This is a genomic window from Pseudomonas sp. 5C2 (assembly GCF_034314155.1).
GTDB lineage: Bacteria > Pseudomonadota > Gammaproteobacteria > Pseudomonadales > Pseudomonadaceae > Aquipseudomonas.
Map to the genome: position 1 here is coordinate 1609838 of NZ_JAVIWH010000002.1, position 12554 is coordinate 1622391.

Consider the following 12554-nt stretch of genomic DNA (forward strand, 5'->3'; position numbering starts at 1 on the left):
TGTCTGGGTAAATCATCCGACACTTCCTTCTAATTTGAAACTGAGGAGCTTGGTCGCTTCGACTGCAAACTCCATCGGCAATTGTTGAAATACGTCTTTGCAGAATCCGTTGATGATCATCGACACGGCGGCCTCGGCGTAGATCCCGCGCTGGGCGAAATAGAACAGCTGGTCCTCGCCGATCTTCGAGGTCGAGGCCTCGTGCTCAACTTGGGCGCTACTGTTGCCCACTTGGATATAGGGAAAGGTGTGCGCGCCAGACTGGTCGCCGATCAGCATGGAGTCGCATTGCGAATAATTGCGCGCACCGCTGGCGGTCGGCGAAATCTTCACCAGTCCGCGGTAACTGTTGTTCGAGCGCCCGGCTGAGATGCCTTTGCTAACGATGGTGCTGCGGGTGTTCTTACCGAGATGGATCATCTTGGTGCCGGTATCGGCCTGTTGCAGGTGATTGGTCACCGCGACCGAATAAAACTCACCGACCGAGTTGTCGCCACGCAGGATCACCGATGGATACTTCCAAGTAATCGCCGAGCCGGTCTCGACTTGGGTCCAGGAAATACGCGAGTTCACACCCTTGGCCAGGCCGCGCTTGGTGACGAAGTTGTACACCCCGCCGACGCCATTTTCGTCGCCGGCATACCAGTTCTGCACCGTCGAGTATTTGATGTCGGCGTTGTCCAGCGCCACCAACTCAACCACCGCCGCGTGCAACTGATTAGAGCTAAAGGCGGGCGCGGTACAGCCTTCGAGGTAGGAGACCGACGCGCCCTCCTCGGCAATGATCAGGGTACGTTCAAACTGCCCAGTTTCCTCGGTGTTGATGCGAAAATAGGTTGATAAATCCATCGGGCACTTGACGCCCTTGGGGATAAAGCAGAACGAGCCGTCAGTGAATACCGCCGAGTTGAGCGCGGCGTAAAAGTTATCGCCGGTCGGCACCACTGAACCCATGTATTTTTGCACCAGCTCAGGGTGCTCTTTTACGGCTTCGGAGAACGAACAGAAAATCACCCCGACCTCAGCCAGCTTGGCCTTATAAGTGGTCGCCACCGACACGCTGTCGAAAATCACGTCAACCGCCACACCGGCCAGCGCCATGCGCTCGTGCAACGGCACGCCGAGTTTCTCGAAGGTGCGCAGCAATTCCGGATCGACCTCATCCATGCTGTTTAGCTTCGGCTTCTGCTTGGGGGCGGCGTAGTAGCTGATCGCCTGATAATCAATGTGCTTAAAGTGCACGTTAGGCCAGGTCGGCTCGTCCATCTTGAGCCAGGCCGCATATGCCTTAAGCCGGAAGTCGAGCAGCCACTGCGGCTCGTTCTTCTTGGTCGAAATCATCCGGATGGTGTCTTCATTTAGCCCTTTGGGCGCGACATCAGACTCGATATCGGTGACGAAACCGTGCTTGTAGGGCTGATTGACCAGGCTTTGCAGTACTGCGCTCATGATGTTGGTTCCTACCTAAGTAGCCAAATAAGTGACTAAATTAAATCGAGAAAGACGACCCGCAACCGCAGGTGGACTTGGCGCCGGGATTGTCCTTGATGACGAACTGCGCACCGTGCAGATCATCTTGGTAATCAATCGCGGCTCCCGCTAGGTACTGATAGCTCATCGCATCAATCAACACTGACACGCCGTTTTTGCTCAGCGTGGTGTCATCTTCAAGGGCAACTTCATCAAAGGTGAAGCCATAAGAGAAGCCGGAGCAGCCGCCGCCCTGGACAAAAACCCGGAGCTTCAGCGCGGGGTTGCCTTCTTGCGCAATCAAATCAGCCAGTTTGGCCGCAGCGCTGTCGGTAAACACAAAAGCGCCGGGTATTTCGCTCTGGATGCTTTCAGAAACCGCGTTCATCAGGCACCCTCCGTGCTGCGCACTGCGCACTGCGTATTAGCCTTGGCGCGGCACAGCGCGTTTATGTTCATGCTGTGACCTCGGTTTTTTTCACAGCCAGCGCGGGCTCTTTGATTTTGAAACTCTCGCCGCAGCCGCACTCGCTATCGACGTTGGGGTTATCAAATTTGAACATCTGCTTAAGCCCTTCGGTGACGAAGTCGATACGCGAACCATCGAGAAACACCAATGCGGCGGCATCAATCAGCACACGGGCGTCATGCGACTCAAAGCTGTAATCTGTTGGGAGAATTTCGTCGGCAATGTCGAAGGTGTGCGCCAGACCGGTACAGCCCACGCGCTTCACGCCGATGCGCAGGGCAAGCCCCTTGCCGCGTTTTGCAAGCTGCTGGCGAATCTGTTTTGCCGCATTTTCAGTCAATGTAATTGCCATAACTCAAGCTCCAACGTACGCAAAGAGAACCGCAAGACAAGCGTGGCGGTGACATGAATATAGTATCGTTTCAAAATCATATCAATACAAATATAGTTTTAAAACGCTACTATGCTAGCGTGATGAGGAGCTGGAAATGAACAGTCGTGTGATTGCTGAGCTGGTCTTTCACTTAGGTCGCATAGCCACTGGCGAAGGCCTCGCGGAGGGGCTCACGGCAGCCCAATGGGCCGCGCTCAGGTACTTTGCCCAAGCCAACCGCTTCTCACGAACGCCGTCGGCCTTCGCCGCGTTCCATGGCACGACCCGCGGTACGGCATCACAGACCATCAAAAGCCTCGAAACCCTTGGCTATCTGACCCGCCTACGCGCAGAGGACGACAAGCGCAGCGTCCACCTCGGGCTGACCGAGCAAGCCTTGGGCATTCTTGTCAGCGACCCCTTCGAATCACTGGTACGTGCCGCAGATGCCCTGCCCCCTAGCCTCCAAGGCCAGTTCGCCAATGCCCTGCAGCGCATGCTCTGCCAGGTGGCGCAAGAGCGCGGCAAGCAGCCCTTCGGCACCTGTACAATGTGTCAACATCTGGAGGGCGACGGCTGCCACCGGGAAAATCAGGCACCTTATGCCTGCGGGTTCACCCGCGAGCCGCTGCATCTAGAAGAGCTCGATGGGGTCTGCATCAACTTCATCCCCGGCAAGCCCACGGCGGTGAAGGGCCCAGCCAGCTGAGCCGCACGGCGATTACTCTGGCGCTTAGTGGGTTAATCGCTGCATGCGCTGGCTGTTGTGGTTAGCCGCAGCGTCAGCACTATTGCAACGACTAACCATGGTTACGCTTACATTTCACCAATTCTACATCGCTCTGCCTCTGCCGTTAATCCGACGCCAGAGCCCGATCAGCCGCAGAGCCCTCCGCGGTCAGTCGCTCTTTCATCCAGTTGATCAATCCGCCGCTGAGCAAGAACTGCACTTGTCGCGGCGACATGTGGTGACGCACCTGAAAACTGACCTGGCGAGTGACATTTACGACCACAAGCTCGCCACCTTCTGTCAGTACGTGCTTAAGATCTGTTAGGCGCAGCAAGTCTGCGGCCTGGATACCGTCGTAGTCCGCGGGGTCGATAAATGTCAGCGGCAGTACGCCGAAGTTGATCAGGTTTTGCGCGTGGATTCGCGCAAACCCCTTGGCCAGAACTGCGCGTAGGCCTAGGTACTGCGGGCCAAGGGCGGCGTGCTCGCGGCTCGAGCCTTGGCCGTAATTGCTGCCGCCCACTACTATGTGCCCCGGCACCTGCTTAGCGCGCACCGCGTAGGTGGGGTCGAGCCGATCAAAGGAGAACTCGGCGATCTTCGCAATATTGCTGCGAAACGGCAGCACGCGAAGCCCTGGAGGCATAATCTCGTCAGTGGAAACGTCGTTTCCCGTTTTGAGTAGGACCGGCACTTCGATCTCATCGGGCAGCGGTGCGAAGGGCGGCAGTGAGGCAATGTTCGGACCCTTCACGAGGTCAACTTTTAGCGCCTCTGCAAGCGGCAATGGCGCCCCGAACATCTCACGGTTGATGATTGGATGGTCCGGGTCCATGACGCGCGGATAAGCAATACCGAGCGTGCGCGGGTCGGTGATCACCCCGGTAAGCGCCGACGCCGTAGCCGTCTCAGGGCTGACCAGACAAACCTTATCCTCGCGCGTGCCAGAACGGCCTGGAAAATTGCGCGGTACTGTGCGCAGAGAAAGTTCATTAGTGGCCGGCGCCTGGCCCATACCTATGCAGCCGTTGCAGCCGGCCTGGTGCAGCCGCGCGCCGGCGTGCAGCAGGTCGGCGATGTGGCCGTCGCGCACCAAGGTTTCCAGCTGAGCGCGAGACGTAGGGTTAATATCGAATGACACACGATCGTGCACTTTACGACCGCGCACCATCAGCGCAGAGACAGCAAAGTCGCGAAAACCGGGATTGGCCGACGAACCAATGTAGGTCTGGTAGATCCGTTGTCCAGCGACTTCGCTGACCGGATGCACATTCCCTGGACTCGACGGCATGGCGATCAGCGGCACTAAGCTGGACAGATCGATCTCCTCAAACAAGTCGTAGCTCGCGCCGGTATCCGCGACCAACTCGACCCAGTCTTCTTCGCGCTGCCAGGCACGCAGAAAGCGGCGCACCTCCTGATCGGAAGGGAAAACACTGCTTGTGGCGCCCAGTTCGGCGCCCATGTTAGCGATCACATGTCGATCCATCGCGCTCAGCGTGGCCAGCCCCGGCCCGTAATACTCAATGATCCGACCGACACCACCGTCGACGCCGTGGCGGCGCAGCATCTCCAGAATCACGTCCTTGGCACTCACCCAATCAGGCAAGCTCCCCGTGAGTTTAACGCCCCAGATCTGCGGCATGCGCGTGAAGAACGGCTCGCCGGCCATGGCTAACGCCACTTCCAGCCCGCCAGCGCCGATAGCCAGCATGCCGATCGCACCGCCCGCCGGCGTGTGACTGTCAGAGCCAAGCAGGGTCTTGCCCGGCTTGCCGAAGTTCTCCTGATGGCATGGATGGCTGACCCCATTACCAGGCCGCGAGTACCACAGGCCGAAACGCTGGCAGGCGCTGCGCAGAAAAAGATGATCGTCGGGGTTCTTGAAGTCCTCTTGGATGATGTTGTGGTCCACGTACTGAACGCTCACCTCGGTTTTCACCCGGTCTAAGCCCATCGCCTCAAACTCCAGCATCACCAACGTGCCGGTAGCATCCTGGGTCAGTGTCTGGTCGATGCTGATACCGATCTCCTCACCGGATTGCATGTTGCCGTATACCAGATGCGCTTGAATCAGTTTCTGCGTGACATTCATGCTCATGATCATTCTCCCAAGTTCGAAAAAGTCGCGGCACTCGCCCTGAGCCGGCTTACGCAACCTTCCTGAGCGGTAAAATAGTATCGATCCGAAATTACATTATTGTCTATATAGTTTTTAGACGCTACTATATTTGCCTGATAAAGGAGATGGTCATGAACAGTCGTGCGATTGCGGAGCTGGTATTTCACTTGGGCCGCATCGCCACTGGCGAGGGGCTCGCGGAGGGGCTCACTGCAGCCCAGTGGGCCGCGCTCAGGTACTTTGCCCAAGCCAACCGCTTCTCGCGAACGCCATCGGCCTTCGCCGCGTTCCATGGCACGACCCGCGGTACGGCATCACAGACCATCAAAAGCCTCGAAACCCTCGGATTTCTGAGCCGCATTCGCGCAGAAGGCGACAAGCGCAGTGTCCGCCTGGTACTGACCGACCAAGCCTGGGGCATTCTTGCCAGCGACCCCTTCGAATCCCTGGCCCGTGCCGCAGAGGCCCTGCCTCCCAGTGTCCAAAGCCAGTTCGCCACTACCTTGCAGCGCATGCTCGGCCAGGTGGCGCAAGAGCGCGGCAAACCGCCCTTCGGCACCTGTACCTCGTGTCAACATCTGCAAGGCTGCGGCTGCCACCGGGAAAGTCAGGCGTCTTATACCTGCGGAATCAGCCACCAGCCACTGCGGCTGGAAGAGCTCGACGGGGTCTGTATCAATTTCATCCCGCGCAAGCCCGTGACGGTGAAGGGCCCTGTCAGCGGAGGCGCACGGCGATGACCCTGTTCGCGCAACGGGCGCAAACGGCGCGCTGAATACCTCGGCAGAACGCCCAGTAATCGCTCGGCACAGCCCAACACGGCCACATAAAGGAGACCGCCATGTCATCCACGCCCACTGACTTTCAGGGCTGCATCAGCGACGCGCTGCGCGCGGCTATCGAGCAGCGGATCCCGCATTCACGGGCCGCCGTCGCCACAGTCAACGGCGGTGGCAACGGACACTTCAGCATCGACGTGACCTCGCCCGCGTTCGCAGGCCTGAGCATGCTCGAGAGCCAGTGGCTGGTGTATGTCGCCATCGGCCATCTGCTGCAAGGTTCTGCGTCCCCGGTGCGCGCCGTCGACAGCCTGCAGACGCGAGCGCCCGCACGTGTTGGTCCAGGCTTTACCCGCCATGCGTGTCCACCCGCTATTGAGGCGCAACAGACTACTGGCCGGCGCACATGAATTTTTTGCCGATCCCGAATACGGCGCCGTTCGCCGAAGAAGAGATAGTAATCCTCAACCGCGTGATGGGATCCGCCAGCCCCACCCAGCGCGCGTGGCTAGCCGGCTTTATCGCCGGAATGGACGCCGCCACGACGGCACCTCAACCCGCAGGCAGCGCGCAAACCACTGAGCCGCTGACCATCCTCTATGCGACCGAATCCGGAAACTCCGAGCAGCTCGCGGCGGACATAGCCAAGGCGGCGCGCAAACTCGGATTGAAGCCTTCGATCGTCGACATGGCTGATCTCGATGTGGCGACCCTTGCCTCGGTACGCCGGCTCGTCGTCATCGCCGCGACCTGGGGTGAAGGCGAACCGCCCGCACGGGTCATTCGCGCTTACGCTGAACTCATGGGAGAAGGCGCGCCACGCCTCGATGACGTCCGGTTCGGCGTTCTCGCGCTCGGCGACACCGCCTATGCCAAGTTCTGCGCGATTGGCAAGGCGTTGGACGCAAGACTTGCAGCGCTCGGCGGCAAGCGCGTCGTCGCCCGCGTCGATTGCGATCTCGACTTCGCAGAACCTGCCGGGCACTGGATCGAGACGGCGCTCAAGGCTCTGGCCCCGGCCGAAAACGTCGGCCAAAGCCGCATCATTGCTGTCGATTTTGCCGCGAAGGCAACGAGCAGCGCCGATCTCGCTCCGGTCGAGGCCGAGATCACCGAACTAATCCACCTCAACTCATCGCAGTCGGAAAAAGTCACGATCCATCTCGAACTCAGTTTCGACGGCGCTGCGCCACCTTATAAACCTGGCGATTCACTTGATATCTACCCTGAGAACGATGCGGCCTACGTGGACGATCTGTTGGAGGCGACAGGTCTTGCGTCCGACGTTGCGCTGCGCGCCGAGCTAATCAAGGCCCGAGATGTCACGACGCTATCGCTCAAGACCCTGGCAAGCTACGCCGCCACCACCAACCACCCGCAGGTCAAGGCGCTGCTCGCATCTGAGGATGCCCGCACCTGGATCGCCGGTCGGCAGCTGATCGACCTGCTCCAGTTGTTTCCCGTGGCGCTGTCTGCCGACCAGCTGCGCCAGCTAACGCGGCCGCTGGCCCCGCGCGCCTATTCGATTGCGTCGTCGCGCCGCGAGGTGGGCGATGAGGTGCATCTGCTGATCTCGGCGGTGCGCTACCAGAGCTTCGGGCGCGTGCGCAAAGGTGTCGCTTCCGGCCATGTCGCCGACCAATTAAAGAAAGGCCAGCGTCTGCGGGTGAAGTTGCGGCCCAACCGGCATTTCGCGCTTCCCGCGCCAGAGCGCGACATCATCATGGTGGGGCCGGGCACTGGCATCGCACCGTTTCGCGCCTTCGTCCAGGAGCGCCGTGCCACCGCCGCGAGCGGCCGCTCCTGGCTGTTTTTTGGCGACCGCCAGTTCACCCACGACTTCCTCTACCAGCTCGAATGGCAGGATGCCTTAAAGGATGGTTCGCTGACGCGCATGAACCTCGCCTTCTCGCGCGACACGCCGCACAAACGCTATGTGCAGCACCTCATTTGGGAGCAGCGCCAAGACCTCATCGACTGGCTCGACAATGGCGCCTATTTCTATGTCTGCGGCGACGCCAAGGCGATGGCCAAGGATGTGCGGGCGGCACTCGTGCGCGCCTATGTCGATGTGAAGGCGCTCAGCGTGGCAGACGCCGAGCAAGCGGTAAAGGCTCTCGATCGTGAGCACCGCTATCTGCAGGACATTTATTAAGCGTACATCCGGAGTCCACATGAGCCAAAAACACATAAGCAAAGAGCTCTCACGCAACGAGCACATTAAGGCCGCCAGCGGGTATCTGCGCGGCACGCTCAGCGAAGGCCTGCACGAGGAGATCACCGGCGCGATCATCGAGGATGATGCGCAGCTGGTGAAGTTCCATGGCATGTACCTGCAAGACGACCGCGATCTGCGCAGCGAGCGTGGGCGCAAGAAAATGGAGAAGGCCTTCTCCTTTATGATTCGTGTGCGGGTGCCCGGCGGCGTCTGTACCCCGCAGCAATGGCTGACCATGGACCATATCGCGCGCACCTACGGCAACGGCACGATGCGCCTGACCACGCGGCAGACTTTTCAGTTGCACGGCATCATCAAGTCGAACCTGAAAACGACGATGCGCGAGATGGACGCCGCGCTGCTGACCACTATTGCGGCCTGCGGTGACGTGAATCGCAACGTGATGTGCAATCCGAACCCCTATCAGTCACCCGCCCACGCCGCTTCGCTCACGCTCGCCCGTGCCCTGTCCGACCATTTATTGCCGCGCACGACGGCCTATCGTGAGATCTGGCTGGATGGCGAGCGCATCGCCGGTGGTGAGGATGAGGATGAGGTGGTCGAGCCGATCTACGGCAAAACCTACCTGCCGCGCAAATTCAAAATCGTCATCGCCGTGCCGCCGTCGAACGACGTCGACATCTATGCGCATGACCTCGGCTTTATCGCCATCCTCGACCAGCAGCGTCAGATCAATGACGACTATAACTTCACGCTCGGCAACCAGCATGTGATCGAGGGCTATAACGTCACGGTTGGCGGTGGCATGGCCATGACCCATGGCGAGACGCAGACGTATCCGCGCACAGCCGACGTCATGGGCTATTGCCGAGCGGAGCAGGTGCTTTCCGTGGCCGAAGCCGTTGTCACCGTACAGCGCGACTGGGGCGACCGTATCGAGCGCAAGCATGCGCGCCTGAAATACACGATTGAGGATCGCGGTCTGGATGCCTTCCGTGCCGAGGTCGAACTGCGCAGTGGCGTCACGCTGGAAGCAGCCAAGCCGTTCACCTTCACCTCAACCGGCGACCGCTACGGCTGGACCGAAAGTGACCGAAGCGACGAAAGCGGCAACGACTACGCGCACCTGACGCTGTTTATCGAGAACGGCCGTGTCAAGGATGTGCCGGGCGGCGCGCAATGGCTGACCGGCCTGCGGCGGATCGCCGAGCAGCATGACGGCGACTATCGCCTCACCGCCAACCAGAACCTGATCATCGCCAACGTCCCGAAGGCGCAGCGCCGGGCCATCGAAGCGCTGGTCGCTGAGCATCGGCTGACAACCGACGCCTCGGCCCTGCGGCGCAATGCGATGTCCTGCGTCGCGCTGCCGACCTGCGGGCTCGCACTCGCCGAAAGCGAACGCTATCTGCCCGAGCTCGTCACTGCGCTGGAAGAGCGTCTGGCCGGGCACGGGCTGGCCAAGAAGGACATCGTGATCCGCATGACCGGCTGCCCCAACGGTTGCTCGCGGCCGTATATCGCCGAGATCGGTTTGGTCGGCAAAGGCCCAGGCCGCTATAACCTCTATCTGGGGGCCGCTTTCGACGGCTCACGACTGGCCAAGCTCTACGCCGAAAATCTCGACCAAGGCTCGATCATCGCCAATCTAGAACCGATCTTCGCTGCTTACCAGCGCGAGCGGCAGGACGGCGAACACTTCGGCGATTACACCCTCCGTGCGGGTTTTATCGCCGCGACCGTCAACAGCGCCGATTTCCATCAGAACACCGGAGCGCGCCGCTAAAAGCTTAAACCCTGAACTTCCTGCTCAGGGTTACCCAGGAGAATCATCATGGCATTACGTTTAGGCGACACCGCACCCAATTTTGTGCAGACATCGACGCTCGGCGACATCGACTTTCACCTCTGGCTCGGCACCAGTTGGGGGCTGTTGTTCTCGCACCCGAAAGACTTCACGCCCGTGTGCACCACCGAACTGGGCGCAGCCGCCAAACTCAATGAGGAGTTCGCACGCCGCAACGTCAAGGTGCTGGCCGTCAGCGTCGACGCGCTCGAGTCGTATGCCCTGTGGATCGATGACATCAACGAGACGCAAAACACCAACGTCGACTTCCCCGTGCTGGCTGATCCGGGGCGCACCGTTTCGACCTTTACGACATGATTCATCCGAACGCCAACGACACCCTGACGGTGCGCTCGGTGTTCTTTATCGATCCGAAAAAGAAGATCCGCGCGACCATTACTTACCCGGCGAGCACGGGCCGCAACTTCAACGAAATTCTGCGGGTGATTGATTCGCTGCAGCTGACCGACGGCTACAGCGTCGCCACACCCGCCAACTGGAACCTCGGTGATGACGTCATCATTGTGCCGTCACTGCAGGACCCAGAGGTGTTGCAACAGAAATTTCCGAAGGGCTACACCGTCGTCAAGCCCTACCTGCGCATCACCCCGCAACCTGACCTGAATTAAACGCACGAGGCTCAAATTATCCGGCGACGGGAGCTTCACATCGAGGCATAAAAGATACGCCGCCGTTTCAATTCCTCGCATACACAATTTTTAAGGATAGATCATGGCAAGAATCGTCAAAATAACCCGGACAGGTCCGTATCCCGTGACGGTGGGCGAGAAAACTAAGTACATATGCGGCTGTGGCTTGTCGAAGAAGCAGCCGTTTTGTGACGGTACTCATAAAACCACCGCAAAGACTGAAGAGCCCGAAAAGTTTTACTGGTACGACGTGCAAGGAAGCCGTCACGAAGTGAAAGAGAACCATCCCGACCTGCACGCACCGTCGGAGTAGCTGGGTGTACATGGCGCAATTCTCCTGATTCACCGGAGCATACGTCCGAATTTCGAGCACGAGCGCGGCGTTTTCACGCCTCGCACGGCACCCGTTGGGGCCGTTTGTTCTCGTATCCGAAGGCTACACCGTCATCAAGCCCTACCTGCGTATCACTGCGCAGCCTAACCTGACCTGACCCAAATCAAGCCTGCCAAGGAGCCCAATGAACGCCAATTCGAAATTCCTCGCCGCCACCGCCACAGTAGATGAACGCGCCATCCTGCCACTGCCCAATTCGCGCAAAATCTTTGTCGAAGGCTCACGCCCCGATATCCAAGTACCGATGCGCGAAATCAGCCAGTCCGATACCGCCGCCCCCTACGACGTGGAAAAGAACCCGCCGATTTATGTCTATGACTGCTCCGGGCCGTACACCGATCCGCAGGTCAGCATCGACATCAGTTCCGGCCTGCAAACGCCGCGCACGCCCTGGATTATTGCGCGCGCTGACAGCGAGGAGTTGGCCGGCCCAAGTTCGGCTTACGGCATTGAGCGCATGAATGACCCCACGCTTGACGACATGCGCTTTAACCTCACCCGCAAGCCGCGTCGCGCATTACCCGGTAAAAACGTCTCGCAGATGCACTACGCCCGGCAAGGCATCATCACGGCGGAGATGGAATACGTTGCAATCCGCGAAAACATGCGCCGCAAGGAGTATCTCGCAGAGCTGCAGGCATCCGGCCCGATGGGCAATCGAATGGCCGACTTGATGGGCCGCCAACATCCCGGCCAGTCCCTCGGCGCCAGCATTCCGGTGGAAATAACACCCGAGTTCGTGCGCGAAGAAATTGCCCGTGGCCGCGCCATCATCCCGGTCAACATCAACCATCCAGAAATCGAACCGATGATCATCGGCCGCAATTTCTTGGTGAAGATCAACGCCAACATCGGCAACTCGGCCACCACCTCGAGCATCTGCGAAGAAGTCGACAAGCTGACCTGGGCGATCCGCTGGGGTGCCGACAATGTGATGGACCTGTCCACCGGCAAGAATATCCACGAGACGCGTGAATGGATCATCCGCAACTCGCCCGTGCCAATCGGCACCGTGCCGATTTATCAGGCGCTGGAAAAAGTCAACGGCAAGGCAGAGGACCTGACCTGGGAAATCTACCGTGACACGCTGATCGAGCAAGCCGAACAAGGCGTCGACTACTTCACCATCCACGCCGGGGTGTTGCTGGCCTATGTGCCGCTGTGTGCCAAGCGTATGACCGGCATCGTTTCACGTGGCGGCTCGATCATGGCCAAGTGGTGCATGGCGCATAACCGGGAGTCATTCCTCTACACCCATTTCGAAGACATCTGCGAGATCATGAAGGCCTATGACGTCAGCTTCAGTCTGGGTGATGGTCTGCGTCCCGGTTCGATCTACGACGCCAATGACGAAGCGCAGTTCGCCGAATTAAAAACTCTCGGCGAGCTGACCAAAATCGCCTGGAAACACGACGTGCAAGTCATGATCGAAGGCCCCGGTCACGTGCCGATGTACATGATCAAAGAAAACATGCAACTGCAGTTGGACAAGTGCCATGAGGCACCGTTCTACACCCTCGGGCCGCTACCGTCGGATGCGAG

General features: G+C 59.3%; 10 protein-coding genes and 2 pseudogenes. 8 read left to right on the forward strand and 4 right to left on the reverse strand.

Annotated features, from left to right (window positions below):
• Positions 1-12: 12 nt before the first annotated feature.
• From sufB to RGU44_RS08105, 3 genes are all read right to left on the reverse strand, one after another.
• A complete protein-coding gene (gene sufB / locus RGU44_RS08095) occupies positions 13-1449 on the reverse strand; it encodes a Fe-S cluster assembly protein SufB (RefSeq protein ID WP_322179029.1) in 1437 nt (478 codons plus the stop codon).
• A 40-nt stretch (positions 1450-1489) separates the two neighbouring features.
• Positions 1490-1858 (reverse strand): iron-sulfur cluster insertion protein ErpA, encoded by a 369-nt coding sequence (erpA, locus tag RGU44_RS08100; RefSeq protein ID WP_322179028.1) that lies wholly within the window; start codon positions 1856-1858, stop codon positions 1490-1492.
• Positions 1859-1925: 67 nt separating this feature from the next.
• Positions 1926-2291 (reverse strand): iron-sulfur cluster assembly accessory protein, encoded by a 366-nt coding sequence (locus RGU44_RS08105; RefSeq protein ID WP_322179027.1) that lies wholly within the window; start codon positions 2289-2291, stop codon positions 1926-1928.
• Positions 2292-2427: 136 nt separating this feature from the next.
• On the opposite strand from RGU44_RS08105, the gene RGU44_RS08110 reads away from it, so the two are divergent.
• Complete coding sequence (locus RGU44_RS08110) at positions 2428-3021, forward strand: MarR family winged helix-turn-helix transcriptional regulator (protein ID WP_322179026.1); 594 nt, start codon at positions 2428-2430, stop codon at positions 3019-3021.
• A 145-nt stretch (positions 3022-3166) separates the two neighbouring features.
• Here the strand turns inward: RGU44_RS08110 and RGU44_RS08115 are convergent, their stop codons facing one another.
• Positions 3167-5143, reverse strand: coding sequence for an aconitate hydratase (locus RGU44_RS08115; RefSeq protein ID WP_322179025.1), 1977 nt, complete (start codon positions 5141-5143; stop codon positions 3167-3169).
• A gap of 152 nt (positions 5144-5295) precedes the next feature.
• Between RGU44_RS08115 and RGU44_RS08120 the strand changes: the two genes are divergently transcribed.
• The 7 genes and pseudogenes from RGU44_RS08120 to thiC form a co-directional block, all read left to right on the forward strand.
• Positions 5296-5904 (forward strand): MarR family winged helix-turn-helix transcriptional regulator, encoded by a 609-nt coding sequence (locus RGU44_RS08120; protein ID WP_322179024.1) that lies wholly within the window; start codon positions 5296-5298, stop codon positions 5902-5904.
• 101 nt (positions 5905-6005) lie between these two features.
• A complete protein-coding gene (locus tag RGU44_RS08125) occupies positions 6006-6353 on the forward strand; it encodes a BolA/IbaG family iron-sulfur metabolism protein (RefSeq protein WP_322179023.1) in 348 nt (115 codons plus the stop codon).
• On the forward strand, positions 6350-8098 hold the full coding sequence (locus RGU44_RS08130) for a diflavin oxidoreductase (protein WP_322179022.1): 1749 nt from the start codon (positions 6350-6352) through the stop codon (positions 8096-8098). Before RGU44_RS08125 ends, RGU44_RS08130 begins: the two co-directional genes overlap by 4 nt.
• A gap of 19 nt (positions 8099-8117) precedes the next feature.
• Complete coding sequence (locus RGU44_RS08135) at positions 8118-9908, forward strand: NADPH-dependent assimilatory sulfite reductase hemoprotein subunit (RefSeq protein WP_322216566.1); 1791 nt, start codon at positions 8118-8120, stop codon at positions 9906-9908.
• 48 nt (positions 9909-9956) lie between these two features.
• Positions 9957-10597, forward strand: a pseudogene (locus tag RGU44_RS08140) (peroxiredoxin).
• Positions 10598-10700: 103 nt separating this feature from the next.
• Positions 10701-10931, forward strand: a complete 231-nt coding sequence (locus RGU44_RS08145; RefSeq protein ID WP_322179020.1) for a CDGSH iron-sulfur domain-containing protein — start codon at positions 10701-10703, stop codon at positions 10929-10931.
• Between the two features lie 205 nt (positions 10932-11136).
• Positions 11137-12549, forward strand: a pseudogene (gene thiC / locus RGU44_RS08150) (phosphomethylpyrimidine synthase ThiC); the annotation flags it as partial.
• Positions 12550-12554: the final 5 nt, after the last annotated feature.